Genomic DNA, 19,765 nt, shown 5'->3' on the forward strand with positions numbered 1-19,765 from the left:
GTGGTCATGCCAACATCCAGACGCAGTTTCCTGTTCGGCAGTCGCTCAGCCCCCTCTAGTTGGGGGCAATTTTGTGCTCGCCTGGCGCGAACTGCACAAGGCCAAACCAGTTGGGATGTTGACGAAACAATCAAAATCGCGCGCCTTGTTCCTAGTCGCGACAAAGATGTGTGGCACGCGCTTGCGTTGTGCAAAGAGTACGGCGTTCAGATCTGGCTGGACGGGCCGCCATTGCGATCACCACAGCATGAGCAGGCCATCCTGCTTGTCGAGCCGGGGTCTGCTTGGGCACGGCTGGAGTCAACCAATGCCCATCTACCTCACCAAGATGTTTGGCGGGTTGACGCAGGTTGCACGGTGGCTCAGTTGCAAACCAGCGGCTTCGACTGGCTGCGGCAAGTCGATCCTGCTTGGAGCATTGCGCGCTGGTTGGCCTCGGAGCTTGCTTCAGAGTGGACCCCAGGAGACGGCTCAGCTAGTCATGTCCTGCAAGCGTCAGTGCTCTTGGCAGACGGAACGACAGCGGTGCTTGGTGAGTTCGGCACAAAGGCAAAACGACCGCTGCAAAGTATCAGCGTGCAAAAGATGGTTCCTCATTTGTTTGAATTGAGTCGATCACCCATCGCGCAAGCCATGATGGCATGCTCTCGGTGGCCTGCACCCTATCGTTTGGATGCCTTGACACCAAGGTCAACCGATGACGTCAATCTGGCACGTATTCTGACTGGCCACGGTGGCAGCTTGGTCTGGCTCTGGGCTGTTTGGCTGGTTCGAGATACGGAGCTTGCTCGTCGATCGGTCGCTCATCAACCGGTTCACCAGAGTCTGGACAGCGACGCGCTTGACGCCTTCAATCGGCAAGTTAAGCAGGCCTTCGACCCGTCAAACGTCTTTGCACCGATTCGCCCAACAAAAGGACTAGAATCTGGCTCATTGTGAGTAATTTTATCGTTTCAACTACTGTATCGAGTAAAAATGGAAGAGAATTTTCGTAAAGCTGCGCTCGAATATCACGAGCAGGGTCGCCCGGGCAAAATATCGGTCGTGCCGACCAAAACCTTGTCGAATCAGCGCGACCTTGCTCTGGCCTATTCGCCGGGTGTCGCCGCAGCTTGCGAAGAGATCGTTGCCGATCCGGCTAATGCTTTCCGGTACACGGCACGTGGCAATCTGGTCGGGGTCATTACTAACGGCACAGCCGTGCTTGGCTTAGGCAATATTGGCGCACTCGCATCCAAACCGGTCATGGAAGGCAAGGCTGTGCTGTTCAAGAAATTTGCCGGTATCGATGTATTTGATATCGAAATCAATGAGCAGGATCCAGATAAGCTGGTTGAGATCATTGCAGGCCTCGAGCCCACATTCGGCGGTATCAACCTTGAAGACATCAAAGCACCTGAGTGCTTTACCGTTGAGCGCAAGCTTCGCGAACGCATGCGCATCCCTGTGTTTCATGACGACCAGCATGGCACAGCGATCTGTGTTGCCGCGGCATTCCTGAATGGTCTGGAGGTCGTTGGTAAAAAGGTGAGCGACGTCAAAGTGGCCGTATCAGGCGCCGGAGCAGCTGCGCTTGCCTGTCTGGATTTGATGGTTGATCTGGGTTTGCCAATCGAACATGTATGGGTCACAGACATCGAAGGAGTGGTCTACGAAGGCAGAACCACCTTAATGGACCCGGACAAAGCGCGGTTTGCTCAAAAAACGGATCAACGCACACTCGGCGAAATTATTGATGGCGCTGATGTTTTTCTCGGTTTGTCTGCGGGCGGGGTTTTGAAGCCCGAGATGGTCAAGAAAATGGCCGCCAATCCCTTGATCCTAGCCTTGGCTAATCCCAATCCAGAAATCTTGCCCGAAGACGCTCACGCTGTCCGTGACGATGTTGTGATGGCGACAGGTCGCTCGGATTATCCCAATCAAGTCAACAATGTTTTGTGCTTTCCATATATATTCAGGGGCGCATTGGATGTGGGCGCTACGACCATCACTCGCGGCATGGAGAAAGCTGCAGCGGTTGCGATCGGTCGGCTGGCTCAAGAAGAGCAGAGCGACGTGGTTGCTGCTGCTTATGGCACCTATGACACATCGTTTGGGCGTGATTATTTCGTTCCCAAGCCATTTGATCCGAGATTGATCGTACGGATCGCTCCTGCGGTTGCCAAGGCAGCAATGGAGGATGGTGTTGCGACTCGACCAATAGCCGATTTGAATGCTTACGTTGAGCAGCTCGAGCAATTCGTTTATCGCTCTGGCGCATTTATGAAGCCAATGTTCTCGGCAGCCAAAGCTCGGGTGCGCGAGGGATCTAAGGCTCGAATTGTTTTCACTGAGGGCGAAGATGAGCGCGTGTTACGTGCCGTTCAGGTCATTGTTGACGAGCATTTGGCTAAGCCAATTCTGGTTGGCCGTCCCGAGGTCTTGAAGACACGTATTGAACGCTTCGGCCTCAGATTGCGGCTCGGCGTGGATGTTGAGGTTGTTAATCCAGACTATGACGAGCGCTTTCATCACTATTGGATGGCGTATTGGGAGACCATGTGCCGCAGTGGTGTATCCAAAGAAATGGCGCGTGTCGAGATGCGTCGCCGTCTGACGTTGATTGGTGCGACCATGGTCAAGATGGGCCATGCCGATGGCATGATCTGCGGCATCGTGGGGGCATACAGTGATCACTTGCGCTACATCGATCAAATGATCGGTAAGCGCAAGGGCGCAACAACTTACGCAGCGATGAATATCGTTTTGCTCCAAGAGCAAAGCATTGCGCTGGTTGACACGCATATCAACGACGACCCGACAGCCGAGCAAATTGCTGAGTTCACCATGGCGGCTGCCGAAAGAATGAGGGCGCTCAATGTCACGCCAAAAGTGGCTTTGCTATCCAGTTCGAATTTTGGCTCAGGCAAGTCTGGTTCTGGTGAAAAAATGCGACAAGCACTGGAACTGATCAAGACGGCAGCGCCAACGCTGGAGGTGGACGGAGAAATGCATGGCGACTGCGCACTTAATGAGGCCTTGCGACTGCAAATTTTGCCGACATCAACTCTCAAAGGTGCCGCTAATCTGCTAGTGTGCCCGAACTTGGATTCGGGCAATATTGCCTACAACCTGCTTAAAACCGCTGCTGGCGGTAACGTCGCAGTGGGGCCTTTCTTGTTGGGTGTCAATGCACCGGTTCATATTTTGACAGCCAGTTCTACTGTCAGACGGATCGTTAATATGACTGCTCTGACTGTGGTTGAGGCAAATTTGAATCGGTCAGGATTTTGAGCCGTATGATTTGCTTGAGCATTTCTGCCGCCTTGGTATAAATTCGAACAAATGCTTAATACCCAGTATTTTTTCGGGAGGTCATCGTGATGAGTAAAGCAGAACAAGCTGCATTGCGTAAGTTGCTCGAACGTGGTGGCGAGTACTCTCAGAGCGACGATCTTGAGGCGCTTAAGGCTGCGTCAGTCCAAGCTGGTTTGGTTTGGTGCGTTGCTGACTGCGAGAAAGCGCGGAGTTGGTCCGCAGTGTTTCGCTCAACCGTGAAAGCGGTGGACTTCCCCGAGTTTTTTAGTAATGGATTTGACGGCCTGTACGATTGCCTGTGTGACACGTTATTGGATCAGAAGGCTGGCTTGGTATTGGTTTTTTCCAAACTGCATTCGGCTGATCCGGCGATTGTTGAGGAAGACGAACGGTTCAAACAGGTTCTGGGTGACGCCGTCGACTTTGCCAAAGACAACGGACGTGCGTTCATCTATGCCATTATTCACGCTGGCAGGCATGCAGAGGCCATCCCTGGCGTTGTACATAGCTGGAGCGACGAGCCGAGTTGATCAGGCTACTACCAGTTCATCAGTGCAGTTGTCGCTGACGCTAGGGCGATTCCTGCAGTCTCTGTTCTTAAAATTCTTGAACCATACCGTATCGCAGTCGCCCCGTTGGTGACTGCTATCGCTGTTTCACTATCGCTCCATCCACCTTCTGGCCCGATCAGTAGCTCTATTACTTTTATTTCTGGTTGTCCACGCAACAGGGCGCCCATATCCAGCGAAGCGTCCGGGTCGCATATGAATCTCTCGGACGCTTTTTTTTCAATCGACGTACATTGCTGCAACGATACTGGACGATCAACCCGCATCAGCCTATTGCGACCGCACTGTTCAGATGCGGCTTGGGCTATTTTGCGCCAGTGCTCGACTCGTTTATCAAGCCTTGATCCGCTTAATTGAAGCACGCTGCGTTGGGCTGAAATGGGAATAATTCGAGTCACCCCGATTTCGACACATTTCTCGACGATCCAGTCCATCTTGTCGCCCGAGGCTAGACCTTGCCAAAGGGTAATCTCACCCTTTAGTTCAGCCTCCCTCGGGCGATGGTCTCCTAAAGTCGCCAACGCTGTTTTGCCATCGAAGTGAAGCCGACCTGATATTTCGCCGCCGTTGCCGTTGAACAGAATAATCGGCGATTCAGCAGCGAGCCGTAAAACCTTGATGTGATGGGAAACCTCGTCAGGGAGCTCAATGGTTTCGCCTGTTGGCAGAGCGATGGGGCAAAAAAAACGGGGATTAGCCATGCAATACTAAGCCTAAGTGAGTGGTAGTGCGAGTGTTAAACTTCACGGTTTTGTAACCCATTTTCGATCCGGCTCATGACCGGGCGGGACCTACATTTTATGAGCCTTACCCCAGCTATCCCCGTCAAGTTGGCAGATGCCATCAGAGCTTTGGCAATGGACGCCGTCCAACAGGCAAACTCAGGTCACCCCGGCGCCCCGATGGGCATGGCAGAAATGGCGCAAGCGCTATTTACCCGACACCTACAACATAACCCATCCGATCCAGCATGGGCCAATCGGGATCGTTTTGTATTGTCAAATGGTCACGGATCGATGCTGATTTACGCGCTCCTGCATTTGACTGGTTACGACCTGCCAATGGATGAGCTACGTCAGTTCAGACAATTACATTCCAAAACGCCGGGCCATCCCGAGGTGGGGATTACGCCAGGTGTTGAGACGACCACTGGTCCGCTCGGCCAAGGGCTAGCTAATGCAGTCGGGATGGCGATGGCAGAGGCGCTGTTAGCGGCCGAGTTCAATCGGCCCGGTCATGCAATCGTCGATCATCATACGTATGCGTTTGTGGGTGATGGCTGTTTGATGGAAGGCATCTCTCATGAGGTCTGTTCCTTCGCTGGCACCTTGGGTTTATCTAAGTTGATCGTGTTGTACGACGATAACGGGATCTCGATTGACGGCAAGGTTGAAAACTGGTTTGCCGATGATACGGGCAAGCGATTCGAGGCTTACGGCTGGAATGTCATCCGTGTTGCTGACGGCCATGACGTTGACGCGATTGATACCGCCATCGCGCAGGCGCACGAGCAGGGCGCTAAGCTCGGACGGCCCACCATGATCATGTGCCGGACCATCATCGGTAAAGGTGCTCCTAACGTTGCAGGTACCGACAAAGTTCATGGATCACCGCTTGGTGTCAGCGAAATCGCAGCCACGCGAGAGGCGCTGGGCTGGCCCTATGCTCCGTTTGAAATCCCTGCCGAGGTTTACGCAGGCTGGGATGCCAAAGTAACGGGATCGGCGGCACAGGCCGCTTGGCAAAATAGTTTTTCAGCTTATTCACAGGCATTTCCAACTGAGGCGGCTGAATTCACGCGTCGCATGCAGGGTACATTGCCTGCAAACTTCGCAGCAAAGGCTCAGGCGTTATTGGCTTCGGTCAATGCCAAGGCAGAAACGATCGCCACACGCAAAGCGTCGCAGGCAGCCATTACAGAATTAGTCGATGTTTTGCCTGAGATGCTTGGTGGCTCTGCTGACCTCACCGGGTCAAACTTTACCGATTGGAAAGGCGCAGTGGCTGTGCGTGGCAGAGCTCAGGGCTTGCAGTTTGGTCGTCATATTAACTATGGCGTGCGTGAGTTTGGTATGGCTGCGATCATGAATGGTGTCGCGCTGCACGGTGGCTATCTGCCTTTTGGTGGTACCTTCCTGACCTTCTCGGATTATTCGCGTAATGCATTGCGAATGGCTGCGCTCATGAAACAACGCGTCGTACATGTGTTTACTCATGATTCGATCGGACTAGGCGAAGATGGCCCTACCCATCAATCGGTCGAGCATGCAAGTAGCTTGCGGCTGATCCCTAATCTTTCAGTCTGGCGGCCGTGCGACACCGTCGAGACTGCTGCAGCATGGCTTGCGGCCGTTGAGAAGCCCACTAGTATAGGGATGGCTGTGCATGCCGGCGGTCCGACCGCTCTCTTGCTCTCACGTCAGAATCTACCCTTCATCGAAAGATCTGAAGAAACACTGGCTGCTGTTGCTAAAGGTGGCTACGTCCTGAAAGACGCTGCTGGCGCTCGCGCGGCAATCATCGCAACAGGTTCTGAAATCGCTATTGCAATCGATGCACAAAAACTGCTTGCAGCTGAGGGTATAGCCGTTCGGGTGGTGTCAATGCCCAGCGCCGATGTTTTCGATAAACAAGATGCCGCCTGGCGTGGCTCGGTATTGCCTAAGGGTATGCCGCGCGTAGCAGTTGAGGCTGGTGTGACTGCGTTCTGGCACAAGTACGTCGGCCTAGATGGCTTGGTCGTTGGCATCGACACCTACGGTGAGTCTGCCCCCGCGGGCGTATTGTTTAAATATTTTGGACTGACAGCCGAGAAAGTCGCTGCAGCCGTCAAACAGATTTTGTAAATCCATAAAATTTCTGAAAACTTTAATACCTAGGGAGATGTTTACATGACTATTCGTGTCGCAATTAACGGCTATGGCCGCATCGGACGCAACATCCTGCGTGCACATTACGAAGGTGGCAAAAAGCACGATATTGAAATCGTCGCCATCAACGACTTGGGCGATCCTAAGACCAACGCCCATTTGACACAATACGATACGGCTCATGGCAAGTTTCCTGGTACTGTCGGCGTCGAAGGCGATTACATGGTCGTCAATGGTGACAAGATCCGCGTGCTTGCTAACCGCAATCCCGCAGAGCTGCCTTGGGGTGAGCTGAAAGTAGACGTTGTGCTCGAGTGCACGGGTTTCTTCACAACGAAAGAAAAAGCTTCTGCCCATATCAAAGGCGGTGCCAAAAAAGTCATTATCTCTGCCCCCGGCGGCAAAGATGTTGATGCAACTGTCGTTTATGGCGTGAATCAAGGTGTTCTGAAATCAACCGACACGGTGATTTCTAACGCATCATGCACGACCAATTGCTTAGCACCTTTAGTTCAGCCGCTGCACGAGAAGCTGGGTGTTGTCACCGGTCTGATGACGACCATCCATGCCTACACCAACGATCAAGTGTTGACCGACGTTTATCATGAAGACTTGCGGCGCGCGCGGTCCGCCACCATGAGCATGATCCCGACGAAGACTGGTGCTGCTGCAGCGGTCGGTTTGGTTTTGCCTGAACTGAACGGCAAGCTTGATGGGTTTGCGATTCGCGTCCCAACCATTAACGTGTCACTGGTTGACCTGTCGTTTGTCGCTAAGCGCGACACAACGGTTGACGAAGTCAACGACATTCTGAAGGCAGCATCAGAAGGCACCTTGAAAGGCATTTTGACCTACAACACTGAGCCTTTGGTCTCTGTCGACTTTAATCACAATCCTGCCTCAAGTAATTTTGACTCGACCCTGACCAAGGTGTCAGGTACTTTGGTCAAAGTGTCTTCCTGGTACGACAACGAGTGGGGTTTCAGCAATCGCATGTTGGACACCACTGTCGCGTTGATGACTGCTAAGTAAGCGCGTGGTGATGCAAAGGGGCCCGATGGGCCCCTTTTATTTTTTGATGACCAACTTTGGTCTTTTCGGCAAGCAATGATGACAAAAATCAAAACTCTTTCAGCTCTGGCAGAGTCAGGGCAACTGGCAGGCAAACGTGTCTTTATTCGTTCGGATTTGAATGTGCCATTTGACGATGAGGGCAATATTTCTGAAGACACGCGTATCCGTGCTTCAGTTCCAGCTATCCAGATGGCACTAGGCGCTGGTGCAGCCGTCATGGTCACTTCGCATTTAGGTCGTCCAACCGAAGGCACATTGAATCCCGAAGATTCGTTGGCGCCGATCGCAGTAAGGCTGACCGAGTTACTCGGTAAACCCGTCAAGCTGGTACAAAACTGGGTAGATGGTGTCACGGTTGCCCCCGGTGAAGTGGTGTTACTCGAAAACTGTCGCGTCAACAAAGGCGAAAAAAAGAACGACGCTGTGCTGTCCAAGAAAATGGCAGCCCTCTGTGATGTTTACGTGAACGATGCCTTTGGCACGGCACATCGGGCTGAAGCAACCACCTATGGCATCGCTGAATACGCGCCCATTGCATGCGCCGGCCCTTTGCTTGCTGCTGAACTCGACGCGCTGGGTAAAGCACTGCAGGCACCTAAGCGTCCGCTGGTTGCCATTGTTGGTGGCTCAAAAGTATCGACAAAATTGTCGATTCTGCAATCGCTGGCCGATAAGGTGGATCAGCTGGTGGTTGGCGGTGGTATCGCCAATACTTTTATGCTCGCTGAAGGGATGGCGATTGGCAAGTCTCTTGCCGAACCCGAGCAGGTCGATCAAGCTCGGGCTGTGATCGACAAAATGAAAGCACGTGGTGCTGCTGTGCCTATCCCTGTTGACGTGGTCTGCGCGAAAGAGTTTTCTGCCACAGCGGCTGCAACAACTAAATCAGCTAGCAACGTCGCTGGTGATGATTTGATTTTCGATATTGGCCCAGTTTCGAGAGCTCAATTGGTCGAGATTTTGAAAAATGCAGGGACTATTGTGTGGAATGGCCCCTTAGGCGTGTTTGAATTCGACGCGTTTGCAAAAGGCACCGAGGTGATTTCGCAGGCGATCGCTGACTCAGCTGGATTCTCGATTGCGGGAGGCGGCGATACTTTGGCGGCCATTGCCAAGTTCAACATCACTGATAAAGTCGGCTATATTTCGACCGGTGGCGGGGCTTTCCTTGAGTATCTCGAAGGTAAAGTTTTACCCGCAGTCGATATCCTGCAAAAGCGGGCTTAATCGACGATAAAGAGTTTCGCGCCCGTCGCGGTTTGCGATTGGTGCGGCTCAGCACCATCAGCCACCTGATAACTCATGCCTGGGGTGAGGGTGAAGGTACGCCCATCCTTGAGATTGGTGTTGAGACTACCCTCAAGACACAGCAGGATGTGGCCTTTTTCGCACCAGTGATCGGCTAGATAACCAGGGCTGTAATCCACCATGCGAACCCGAATATCCCCAAATTGTTGGGTACGCCAAAGCGCTGTGCCTGTGGTGCCGGGATGAGTGGTCGGTGAGATCAGCGACCAGTCTGTGGTGCCGAACGGGATGTTTTGAATATTCATGATCGCTTTGCTATCGTGTGGTGATGGATTTAGCGCGTGAGCGTTTAGTTGTTCTTGTAGTTTATCCTTTCAGCACAACCGGGTTTAACGAGGTCATTCAATGAGTCTTACCCCAGTCAAAATATCACAAGAAGTATTGCGCGTCGGTCTGGTATCCGTCTCAGATCGTGCCTCAGCGGGTGTCTATGCAGATCAGGGCATCCCTGCTTTGCAGGACTGGCTGACTAAAGCCCTGTTAAATCCTGTCGTCGCTGTGACCCGTTTGATCCAGGATGACAAAGATACGATCTCCTCGGCGCTTAAAGAACTGGTGGATATTGAAAAGTGTCATCTCGTATTGACCACAGGCGGCACAGGCCCCTCGCGTCGTGACGTGACACCCGAGGCAACTCAAGCAGTTGCTACACGCGAAATGCCCGGCTTTGGCGAGCAGATGCGGCAAATCAGTCTGCAGTTTGTACCAACTGCAATCTTGTCCCGACAAGTTGCGGTTTTGCGCGAGATTGACGATCACGCCGCCCTGATTATCAACCTGCCCGGCCAGCCCAAGGCAATCAGCGAAACGCTCGAAGGCTTAAAGAAAGAGGACGGCAGTAGCTTGGTATCTGGCATCTTTGCCGCCGTCCCTTACTGCGTTGAACTAATTGGTGGGCCTTACCTTGAAACCCACGAGGCTATCGTCAAATCCTTCAGGCCGAAAACCGCACGACGTCCTATTGAGGCCTAGTTTCCTTGAGCGTTGTGATCATTTATTTACCTTTAACCGCCACAACGAAGTCATTTCCTTTGACCTCAGCTCAGCAAGCGGATCATCCGCATCGTTGATTTTTCGATGTGTTGGTTTGATTTCAAGGCGATCAATCACTTTCAGACCAGAATCGGTAAAGAGACTCAACAGCTCATCACGTTGCCGCAAACCCAGATATTCGGCCAGATCCGACAATACAAGCCAGGCTTCACCGCCTGGTTTCAAATATTGACCAACCTGTTTAACAAAGCCCTTGAGCATGTGTTGATCAGGATCGAAGACCGCTGTCTCAAGCAGTGAGCTGGGCTTGCCGGGAATCCAGGGCGGATTACAAACAATCAGGTCTGCCTGCTGCATCAATCCGCTCTTGTCCGCGGGAAACAGATCGGTTTGTTGAATTTCAATTTGCTTACCCAAGCTGAAAAGCGCAATGTTGCTCGAAGCGCAGGCCATGGCTCGCGGATTGTTATCGGTCGCGATAATCTTTTTTATCCCGCGTTTTGCAAGCGCCAGCGCGATGACGCCTGTGCCTGTGCCGATGTCCATGGCGAGTTCAGCCCGAGCCAGTGGCGCTTGCATAATCAAATCAAGATATTCATTGCGAGTCGGTGCAAATACGCCGTAATGGGCGTGGATGTTGCCGTCTAGGGCTGCTATACGAAGCCCCTTTTTTCGCCACTCGTGGGCGCTGATCACGCCGAGTAGTTCGGTGAACGGGATCACGAGGGGCGCGTCGCTGTCCCCGTAGGCCTCCTGACAGGCTAGGGTAACGTCTGGCGCCCGCCTGTGTGTTAAGCGATGTCCCGTCTCGAAGGGGACTAATAGCATCCCCAAGGTCCTCGCTCGTTGCGCTCGGTTCAAACGAATTCTATAAAATCGTTCAGGGTAAGTCAGGTCACCCAACTTGGGTGGCCGTTTGTCGAGGCGGCGGATGAGCGCCTGCAAGAGCTGCCGCCCATTCTGAAAATCGCCTTTCCAAAGCAGTCCGATCCCTTCGCTGACATAGCGATAAGCCGAGTCGGCGGTCATCGTATCGTCGGCATCCAAATAACGCTTAGGGGCACCCCAGCCATTCTCTGACCGCCAATTCGCAAACAAGGCATTATCAACGGTAAAATACGGGGTTGGATTTTCACTTATCGACATTTTGTCCAAAATTTAAAGGATTTCTTCATGGCTCTCGTTTCCATGCGCCAATTGTTAGATCATGCTGCCGAGCATGGTTATGGTATCCCCGCTTTCAACGTGAACAACCTTGAGCAGGTGCAGGCCATCATGGAAGCGGCCGCTCAAACCGACAGTCCCGTCATCATGCAGGCTTCTGCCGGTGCACGCAAATACGCGGGTGAAGGCTTCCTTAAGTATCTTATTCAGGCCGCAGTCGAATCTTATCCTCATATTCCAGTTGTGATGCACCAGGATCACGGCCAATCACCGAAAATCTGTCAAGGTGCGATCGATCTCGGGTTCTCAAGCGTGATGATGGATGGCTCGCTCAAGGAAGACGGTAAGTCAATTGCAGATTATGACTACAACGTTGCAGTGACAAAACAAGTCGTTGATATGGCACACAAGCTTGGCGTGACAGTTGAGGGCGAGCTCGGCTGTCTGGGTTCGCTTGAGACCATGGAAGGCGATAAAGAAGATGGTCACGGTGCTGATGGCAAATTGACAATGGATCAGTTGCTGACTGACCCTGAGCAAGCTGCTGACTTCGTGCGTCAAACACAATTGGATGCACTGGCGATTGCCATTGGTACCAGCCATGGTGCCTACAAATTTACTCGCAAGCCCACAGGCGATATCCTGTCGATTTCACGCATTAAAGAAATCAACAAGCGGTTGCCCAACACTCACCTTGTGATGCACGGCAGTTCGAGCGTGCCGCAAGAGCTGCTTGCCGAGATCCGTCAGTTCGGCGGCGACATGAAAGAGACCTATGGTGTGCCCGTCGAAGAAATTCAAGAGGCCATCAAGTTCGGCGTGCGCAAGATCAATATCGATACCGATATTCGTTTGGCGATGACCGGTGCGATCCGCCGCTTCTTTGCTGAAAATCCTGGCAAGTTCGATCCGCGTGAATATCTGAAACCAGCTCGTGAAGCGGCGAAGGCTATTTGCGTTCAACGTTATCAACAATTTGGCACAGCTGGCAACGCCAGCAAGATCAAGGTTGTGCCATTGACTGAAGTTGCAACGCAGTACGCAGCCGGCAAGCTCGCACAGGTTGTTCAATAAGTTGTTGCGGACTTTTCGTCCGCTTTTTTTATGGATTTTCTAGTGACACAACCGCTTTTGCAGTCTTCGATTCAATCGCTACCTCTTTTGGCGCGTGGCAAAGTGCGCGATATGTATGCAGTGGGTGATGATAAGTTGTTGATTGTTGCTACCGACCGCATCTCAGCCTTTGACGTGATTCTGGATGATCCCATTCCTGGCAAAGGTCAGGTTTTAAAAGAACTAACAGACTTCTGGCTTAACAAGCTTTCGCATGTGCTGCCAAATCACTCTACAGGGATCAATCCAGAGGATGTCGTGGCAGCGCAGGAACGTGATCAAGTCCTCGGTCGCGCAGTCGTGGTTAAGCGTCTCAAGCCGATTCTCGTTGAAGCGGTTGCCAGGGGCTACCTCATTGGCTCGGGCTGGAAGGATTATCAAGCAACAGGTTCTGTGTGCGGCGTCACCTTACCGCAGGGCCTGAAACAGGCTGGTAAATTGCCCCAGGCGATTTTCACGCCAGCTGCCAAAGCTGAATTCGGTTTACACGATGAAAATGTGGACTTTGATTATGTGATCAAGACGATTGGCCTTGCTATGGCTGAGCGCATTCGTGACGTGACCTTGCGGCTCTACAGCGAAGCGGCGGCCTACGCCTCAACCAAAGGCATCATGATTGCCGATACCAAATTTGAATTTGGTCTTGACGCGCACGGCACCTTGCATCTGATGGACGAGGTGCTGACGCCCGACTCGTCGCGTTTCTGGCCAGCTGAGGGCTATCAAGAAGGGATGAGCCCACCGTCATTCGACAAGCAGTTTGTCCGCGACTGGCTAGAGACCCAAGTTTGGGATAAAACACCTCCCGCGCCACGTCTGCCGGCTGATGTGATTCAAAAGACTGCTGCAAAATATCGCGAAGCACTGGATCGGTTAACCACCTAATCCGACAAGAACAGCTAACCACCTGAGGTCGTCGCATGCCTGACGCAATTGATTTAAACACTGCTGCATCGAAAGATGTCACCAATCAAGCCCCCGTTGTTGGTGTGATCATGGGATCTTCAAGTGATTGGGACGTGATGCAACATGCGACGGCAGTCTTGGATGCGTTTGACATTGCTTACGAGGCACGAGTCGTTTCAGCCCATCGGATGCCACACGACATGGTTGAGTACGGGGCAACAGCGGCTGCTCGCGGATTGCGCGCAATCATAGCGGGTGCCGGTGGTGCGGCACATTTGCCTGGCATGATGGCAGCACTGACTGAAGTGCCTGTGTTCGGCGTGCCAGTGCCGTCCAAGTATTTGCGTGGTGAAGACTCTTTATTGTCGATTGTGCAAATGCCTAAGGGTGTGCCTGTTGCAACGTTTGCGATCGGTGAAGCGGGTGCTGCCAATGCAGCGCTGCATCTCATTGCGAATCTCGCGACGACCAATCCAGTCTTAAGAGAAAAGCTGATCCAATATCGTACAAAACAGACCGAGGCTGCACGTTCGATGAAGGTGCCTCAGTGATCGCACCTGGTGAATGGCTAGGATTGCTCGGCGGTGGTCAGCTAGGCAGAATGTTTTGTCACGCAGCGCAGGCACTTGGGTATCGCGTCATGGTTTTGGATCCCGCCGCAGAGGGCCCCGCTGCTGATGTGGCAGATAAACACATCAAAGCTGATTACGACGACAAAGCGGGCTTAATCAAATTAGCAGAACACACCAGAGCGGTCACGACTGAGTTTGAAAACGTTCCTGCAGATAGTTTGGCCTACCTTGCTTCTCAGCTGCGCGTTACGCCAGGCGCGCGTGCTGTTGAAGTCGTGCAAGACCGTATTGCAGAAAAAACCTTTGTTGCTGGTTTGGGTGTGCCCGTCGCACCCCATCGGGCTGTGCGAGTCGCAGCTGATCTGGATACGGCACCTGCGAACTTGTTTCCTGGGATTCTAAAGGTTGCCCGGTTGGGTTATGACGGGAAAGGTCAGGCGCGTGTTAAAACTAAAGAAGAAGCCGTCGCCGCCTTCAAATCGTTTGAAGAAGTCCCTTGCGTGCTTGAAGCCATGCTCGATCTCAAAGAAGAGTTGTCCGTGATCATGGCGCGAGGACTGAATGGCGAATGCGCTGTGTTCCCAGTTGCGCGAAATGTTCACCATGAGGGCATTTTGGCTGTGACGGTGGTCGATAACTTTGTATCCGAATTTGCCAAGCCCGCGACGGATGCTGCCATCGCGATTGCGGACGGTTTGGATTATGTCGGTGTGCTGTGCGTTGAATTTTTTGTGCTGCAAGACGGCCAATTGTTGGTCAATGAAATTGCCCCGCGTCCCCACAACAGTGGGCACTATACGATGAATGCGTGTGCGACGAGCCAGTTCGAACAACAGGCTCGTGTCATGGCTGGTATGCCGCTGGGTAGCACTGAATTGTTCGCCCCAGTGGTGATGTTGAATGTTTTAGGTGACGTCTGGTATCCGGGTTCAGGTGACCTGCAGGTTGAGCCTGATTGGGCTGCAGTATTGAAGTTGCCCAGAACGTCACTGCACTTGTACGGTAAAGCAGAGGCTCGTCGTGCTCGTAAGATGGGTCATATCAACTGCACGGGGGCGACGCTTGCTGACGCCGTTGATACAGCGAATCACATCGTCCATTTATTGAAGCTGCCCGTCCAAGCATCTGTAATGTGATGACTTCGTCCACCGGCCTGTCGAAAGTGATTCATTTGCCCAGCAGCCAGGTGGCAATCGACCAAGCCGTTGATGTCCTGCTCTCTGGTCACCTTGTCGCTTTTCCAACCGAAACTGTTTATGGCTTGGGTGCAGATGCCGAGAACCCTGAGGCTGTCGAAAGAATTTATCAAGCCAAAGGCAGGCCCTCAAATCATCCTGTCATTGTGCATGTTGCCCCAGAGGCAGATTTGTCTTACTGGGTCGCTGCTTTGCCTTGGCAAGCCCAGCGGCTAATCGATCAGTTTTGGCCAGGCCCCTTGACCTTGATTCTCAAGCGTGCGGCTCACATCCCTCAACAGGTGAGTGGTGGGCAGGATAGTATCGGGCTACGTTGCCCTTCACATCCCATTGCGATTGAACTGCTGCGTGCTTTTGCACGTGGCAAACCATCTGGGCAGGGTGGTATCGCAGCCCCCTCAGCTAATAAATTTGGGCATGTGTCGCCCACGCATGCGTCACATGTTCGGGAGGAGTTTCCCGAAAAGCTCGCGGACGGGATGCCAGTCCTGGAAGGCGGTGCGAGCGAGGTGGGGATTGAATCGACCATCATCGATTTATCGAGGGTTGATAGCGGACTCGGGCCGGTGTTGTTGAGGCCTGGCTTTATTAGCGCTGAACAGATTGAGGATGTGTTGGGGCAAGCTGTCTTGGAACCAGACGCGGAAGCCCCAAGAGTTTCTGGCGCTCTGAAGTCGCATTACGCACCAAACACACCGCTGGCGCTAGCATCCATGGCTGAATTAACCTTACTGGCTCAACAGTTAAGCCCTCACGACTTTAGCCAAAGGATAGCGTTGGTAGCGCATTCGAAGCCCGTGAACTCGATGACTGAGAATCCACAGGTTGATTGGATTGCTGCCTCAACAGACCCTGTCATCTATGCTCATGACCTTTACATGCAGTTACGCGCTCTTGATAAAGGAGGTTATGCACGGATCGTGTTTGAACAGGTCCCAGACACTCCCAAGTGGCTTGCCGTGAGAGATAGGCTGAGTCGTGCGGCAGCAGATAAAAACATAATAGAAGACAGTGAGGATAGCCAAGAGTGAGCGACCTGTTTTCTGACGTGACTGAGAAACCTGTCTGGTCAGAACACTTAGGACCAGGTAGTGTTTTGCTGCATGCGTTCGCCTTGCAAGCTGTGGACGCTGTTTATTCAGACGTGCAACAAGTCATTCAACAATCGAAACTCAGGCAAATGGTGACGGCGGGCGGTTACCAAATGTCTGTTTCTACAACAAACTGTGGTGAGTTGGGTTGGGTGTCTGATCTCAAGGGCTATCGCTATGAGCGACTTGATCCGCTTACGGGATTACCTTGGCAGCCGATGCCTGAATCTCTTGAGCGCTTAGCTAAACAAGCAGCTGAAGCGGCAGGTTATCCAGGCTTCGAACCTGATGCGTGCCTGATTAATCGGTACGACGTGGGGTGCAAAATGTCTTTGCATCAGGATAGAAATGAAAAAGACTATCGCTGGCCTGTCGTCTCATTATCGCTGGGATTACCTGCAATTTTCATGTTCGGTGGTGATGAACGCAGCGACAAGTACAGCAATATCCTGCTCGAGCATGGCGACATAATGGTGTGGGGTGGGCCAGATCGGATGCGGTTTCACGGGGTGAAGCAGGTAAAACCAGGCGAGCACCCTGTGTGCGGACAAACACGCATTAATCTTACCTGGCGTAAAGCTGGCTGATTTAATCGGCGTATATTTAGAAGAACGCCTGTATCCCAGTCTGCGCACGTCCTAGAATCAGGGCGTGAATATCATGGGTCCCTTCATAGGTGTTGACGACTTCCAGATTCACCAAGTGGCGAGCGACACCGTATTCATCTGATATACCGTTACCACCCAGCATGTCACGAGCCATACGAGCGATATCGAGAGACTTGCCGCATGAGTTACGTTTCATGATCGAGGTGATCTCGACCGCGGCTGTCCCCTCGTCTTTCATGCGACCCAGACGCAAGCAACCTTGCAGTGCCAGCGTGATTTCAGTTTGCATATCAGCCAGTTTTTTCTGGATCAGCTGGTTGGCAGCCAAGGGGCGACCAAATTGTTTACGATCCAGCGTGTACTGACGGGCTGTGTGCCAGCAAGCTTCAGCCGCACCTAAGGCACCCCAGGCAATACCGAAGCGAGCCGAATTCAAACAAGTGAAAGGGCCTTTCAGACCGCTTACACCTGGCAACATTTGGTCGTCACTGATTTCAACGTTATCCATGACGATTTCGCCCGTGATTGAGGCGCGCAAACCCACTTTGCCTTTAATCGTGGGGGCGCTCAAGCCTTTCATGCCTTTCTCAAGGATGAAGCCACGGATACGACCATCGTAGTCACCGCCGACACATTTGCCCCAAATGATAAAAACGTCAGCAATCGGTGAATTGGAAATCCATATTTTGTTACCAGTCAATGAATAGCCATCAGCCGTTTTCACGGCGCGGGTCTCCATGCCTGCGGGATCTGAACCGTGGTTTGGCTCAGTCAAGCCAAAGCAACCAATCCACTCGCCGGTCGCCAGCTTAGGCAGATATTTTTGCTTCTGCGCTTCTGTGCCGAACTCATTGATGGGCACCATAACAAGCGATGACTGCACACTCATCATTGATCGATAACCTGAATCAACCCGCTCAACTTCACGGGCGATCAAACCATAGCAAACGTAATTCAGGCCAGACCCGCCGTATTCAGTGGGGATGGTGGCGCCAAGCAATCCGAGTTCACCCATCTCTGGGAAGATCTCAACGTGAGTAATTTCGTTACGGAACCCTTCTTTCACACGCGGCGCCAGTTTGTCTTGACAGTAGGCACGAGCGGCGTCGCGCACCATGCGTTCGTCGTCAGTGAGCTGGCTTTCCAGCAATAACGGGTCTTCCCAGTTGAAAGTCGCTTCAGCGGCCATGTAATGCTCCAAATAAAAAATCTTTGACGGATGTTAACGAAAAATAGCGAGAATTTCCTGCTTGAGCAGTAGGGTTTTTAAGGTTTTTGAGCCGCTGCGCGCAACTTCGAAATCGTGGTGGTTGGTGTGATGGTCTCAGGATCAATCAGGCAATGAATAATCGCTGGTTTGCCACTCGCCAACGCACGCTCAAAAGCCGGTCCGAATTCTTCAGTTTTCTCGACTCGCTCACCGTGCCCACCAAAAGCAAACGCATAGGCTTTGAAATCTGGATTCTGTAAGTGTGTGGCAGATACGCGACCAGGATAGTGTTTCTCTTGATGCATGCGGATCGTGCCATACATGCCGTTATCGATGATCAGGACGATGATGGGCAACTTGTATTGCACCGCAGTTGCAAACTCTTGTCCATGCATCATGAAGCAGCCATCGCCTGCAAAGCAGACAACCATTTTGTCTGGAGAGAATCTTTTCGCTCCGACAGCGGCAGGCAGGCCGTAACCCATCGAGCCCGAAGTCGGGGCGAGCTGCGTGCCAAAATGGGTGAAGCGATGAAAACGGTGCAGCCAGGTGGCGAAATTACCGGCACCATTTGCCATGATGGCGTCCGCCGGCAAATTCGCTTCAAGGTATTGCATGACGCCGCCCATTTGCAGGGTGCCCGGTGTCTGGATTGGGGCAGGATCGCTCCAGGCCAGATAGCTTTGACGCATCGCCCCGTTGCTTGAGGCCCATGGTTTAGCGACAGGCGTCGTTAAGCTGGCTAGTTCGGCCGCAAACGCGCTGGGCGAGGCATTGATAGCGAGGGCTGCGCGATAGACTCGACCCAGCTCGCCGCTATCAGGATGCACATGCACAAGGGTTTGTTTCGGGACGGGTATATCGAAGAGCGTGTAGGACTGGCTTGGCATCTCTGACATGCGCCCACCCACCAGCAACACTAAATCCGCCTCGGCGACTCGCTTGAGCAATGCCGGATTGATACCAATGCCTACATCGCCAATGAACAGCCGATGATCAGCCGGGAAAAGCATTTGCCTTCTGAAAGACACAGCCACAGGCAATTCAAAGGCTTCTGCAAAGACCGTAAAGTCTTTTACCGCCTCAGCCGTCCAACGCGTGCCACCGACAATCGCCATGGGCGATTTGGCAGCGGCCAAGCGCTCAGCGAGTTCGGCTAGCTGTGCCTTCGATGGAGCTGATTCAATTGCGTGATAACGCGGTGCGTCGGCAACCGTGGCGTGTTCGACCAGCATGTCCTCTGGCAGCGCAATGACGACCGGGCCTGGACGACCTGATGTCGCCACATGAAATGCGCGCGAAAGAATTTCCGGGATTCGCTCTGCATCATCAATCTCGGTTGCCCACTTGGCGGCTTGACCAAAAATTGCGCGATAGTCCATCTCTTGAAACGCTTCACGCTCGCGCATACCACGTTCGATCTGACCGACAAACACGATCATGGGGGTGGAGTCTTGCTTGGCGATATGGATACCAGCAAGCGCGTTCGAGGCACCGGGGCCTCGCGTGACCATGCAGATACCGGGTTCGCCAGTCAGTTTGCCAAAGGCATCAGCCATCATGGCTGCGCCGCCCTCTTGACGACAAACTGTCACTTCAATGTTCACGTCTACCAGAGCATCCAGCACAGCGAGATAGCTCTCGCCGGGAACGCAGAACACGTGCTTGACGCCGTGGGCAACGAGCTGGCCCACCAGGATTTCGCCACCGGTGCGTGGCCCAGAGGCCGAAGGAGCTTGATTTGTCATAAGAGTTTTATTGGTTTCTGGTCAAGATCTCAATCATATCCTGCCT

Annotated in this window: 18 protein-coding genes; 13 read left to right on the plus strand and 5 right to left on the minus strand. The window is 52.8% G+C overall.

What is annotated here, in order from left to right; translation table 11 throughout:
* Window positions 1-6 precede the first annotated feature (6 nt).
* The 3 genes from BCM14_RS00110 to BCM14_RS00120 all read left to right on the plus strand — a co-directional run bounded on the left by BCM14_RS00110 (window position 7) and on the right by BCM14_RS00120 (window position 3,827).
* Complete coding sequence (locus BCM14_RS00110; protein WP_106225970.1) at window positions 7-939, plus strand: hypothetical protein; 933 nt, start codon at window positions 7-9, stop codon at window positions 937-939.
* 36 nt (window positions 940-975) lie between these two features.
* Complete coding sequence (locus BCM14_RS00115) at window positions 976-3,273, plus strand: NADP-dependent malic enzyme (RefSeq protein ID WP_106225971.1); 2,298 nt, start codon at window positions 976-978, stop codon at window positions 3,271-3,273.
* An 89-nt stretch (window positions 3,274-3,362) separates the two neighbouring features.
* Window positions 3,363-3,827 carry a barstar family protein gene (locus tag BCM14_RS00120; protein WP_106225972.1) on the plus strand — a complete coding sequence of 155 codons (465 nt, stop codon included), beginning with the start codon at window positions 3,363-3,365 and terminating at the stop codon, window positions 3,825-3,827.
* Between the two features lie 8 nt (window positions 3,828-3,835).
* On the opposite strand, the gene BCM14_RS00125 is transcribed toward BCM14_RS00120, so the two are convergent.
* A complete protein-coding gene (locus BCM14_RS00125) occupies window positions 3,836-4,567 on the minus strand; it encodes a 16S rRNA (uracil(1498)-N(3))-methyltransferase (protein WP_106225973.1) in 732 nt (243 codons plus the stop codon).
* Between the two features lie 75 nt (window positions 4,568-4,642).
* On the opposite strand from BCM14_RS00125, the gene tkt reads away from it, so the two are divergent.
* The 3 genes from tkt (at window position 4,643) to BCM14_RS00140 (ending at window position 9,037) form a co-directional block, all read left to right on the plus strand.
* Window positions 4,643-6,712 (plus strand): transketolase, encoded by a 2,070-nt coding sequence (tkt, locus tag BCM14_RS00130; protein WP_375318447.1) that lies wholly within the window; start codon window positions 4,643-4,645, stop codon window positions 6,710-6,712.
* 45 nt (window positions 6,713-6,757) lie between these two features.
* Window positions 6,758-7,768, plus strand: coding sequence for a type I glyceraldehyde-3-phosphate dehydrogenase (gene gap / locus BCM14_RS00135; RefSeq protein WP_106225975.1), 1,011 nt, complete (start codon window positions 6,758-6,760; stop codon window positions 7,766-7,768).
* Window positions 7,769-7,846: 78 nt separating this feature from the next.
* Window positions 7,847-9,037, plus strand: coding sequence for a phosphoglycerate kinase (locus BCM14_RS00140; RefSeq protein ID WP_106226036.1), 1,191 nt, complete (start codon window positions 7,847-7,849; stop codon window positions 9,035-9,037).
* Here BCM14_RS00140 and BCM14_RS00145 read toward each other — a convergent pair.
* Entirely contained in the window at window positions 9,034-9,363 is a 330-nt protein-coding gene (locus BCM14_RS00145; protein ID WP_106225976.1) for a DHCW motif cupin fold protein, read from the minus strand. The two genes, BCM14_RS00140 and BCM14_RS00145, sit on opposite strands and share 4 nt — an antisense overlap.
* A gap of 100 nt (window positions 9,364-9,463) precedes the next feature.
* Here BCM14_RS00145 and mog point away from each other — a divergent pair, with 100 nt between their 5' ends.
* Entirely contained in the window at window positions 9,464-10,090 is a 627-nt protein-coding gene (mog, locus tag BCM14_RS00150) for a molybdopterin adenylyltransferase (protein ID WP_106225977.1), read from the plus strand.
* Between the two features lie 18 nt (window positions 10,091-10,108).
* Here the strand turns inward: mog and BCM14_RS00155 are convergent, their stop codons facing one another.
* A complete protein-coding gene (locus tag BCM14_RS00155; protein WP_106225978.1) occupies window positions 10,109-11,257 on the minus strand; it encodes a methyltransferase in 1,149 nt (382 codons plus the stop codon).
* Between the two features lie 27 nt (window positions 11,258-11,284).
* Between BCM14_RS00155 and fba the strand changes: the two genes are divergently transcribed.
* From fba to alkB, 6 genes are all read left to right on the plus strand, one after another.
* Window positions 11,285-12,349, plus strand: a complete 1,065-nt coding sequence (gene fba / locus BCM14_RS00160) for a class II fructose-bisphosphate aldolase (protein ID WP_106225979.1) — start codon at window positions 11,285-11,287, stop codon at window positions 12,347-12,349.
* Between the two features lie 30 nt (window positions 12,350-12,379).
* Window positions 12,380-13,273 (plus strand): phosphoribosylaminoimidazolesuccinocarboxamide synthase, encoded by an 894-nt coding sequence (locus tag BCM14_RS00165; RefSeq protein WP_375318448.1) that lies wholly within the window; start codon window positions 12,380-12,382, stop codon window positions 13,271-13,273.
* A 110-nt stretch (window positions 13,274-13,383) separates the two neighbouring features.
* Complete coding sequence (purE, locus tag BCM14_RS00170; RefSeq protein ID WP_259673316.1) at window positions 13,384-13,845, plus strand: 5-(carboxyamino)imidazole ribonucleotide mutase; 462 nt, start codon at window positions 13,384-13,386, stop codon at window positions 13,843-13,845.
* Complete coding sequence (locus BCM14_RS00175; protein ID WP_106225981.1) at window positions 13,842-15,002, plus strand: 5-(carboxyamino)imidazole ribonucleotide synthase; 1,161 nt, start codon at window positions 13,842-13,844, stop codon at window positions 15,000-15,002. The genes purE and BCM14_RS00175 overlap by 4 nt, the downstream gene beginning before the upstream one ends.
* Window positions 15,002-16,093 carry an L-threonylcarbamoyladenylate synthase gene (locus BCM14_RS00180; protein ID WP_106225982.1) on the plus strand — a complete coding sequence of 364 codons (1,092 nt, stop codon included), beginning with the start codon at window positions 15,002-15,004 and terminating at the stop codon, window positions 16,091-16,093. Before BCM14_RS00175 ends, BCM14_RS00180 begins: the two co-directional genes overlap by 1 nt.
* Window positions 16,090-16,740 carry a DNA oxidative demethylase AlkB gene (gene alkB / locus BCM14_RS00185; protein WP_106225983.1) on the plus strand — a complete coding sequence of 217 codons (651 nt, stop codon included), beginning with the start codon at window positions 16,090-16,092 and terminating at the stop codon, window positions 16,738-16,740. The genes BCM14_RS00180 and alkB overlap by 4 nt, the downstream gene beginning before the upstream one ends.
* A gap of 16 nt (window positions 16,741-16,756) precedes the next feature.
* Here alkB and BCM14_RS00190 read toward each other — a convergent pair whose 3' ends face one another.
* Window positions 16,757-17,950 carry an acyl-CoA dehydrogenase gene (locus tag BCM14_RS00190; protein ID WP_106225984.1) on the minus strand — a complete coding sequence of 398 codons (1,194 nt, stop codon included), beginning with the start codon at window positions 17,948-17,950 and terminating at the stop codon, window positions 16,757-16,759.
* 77 nt (window positions 17,951-18,027) lie between these two features.
* Entirely contained in the window at window positions 18,028-19,719 is a 1,692-nt protein-coding gene (locus BCM14_RS00195) for a thiamine pyrophosphate-binding protein (protein ID WP_106225985.1), read from the minus strand.
* Between the last annotated feature and the right edge of the window lie 46 nt (window positions 19,720-19,765).

The sequence above is a fragment of the Jezberella montanilacus genome (genome assembly GCF_003003055.1).
In the GTDB taxonomy this organism is placed as follows: Bacteria; Pseudomonadota; Gammaproteobacteria; order Burkholderiales; family Burkholderiaceae_B; genus Zwartia; species Zwartia montanilacus.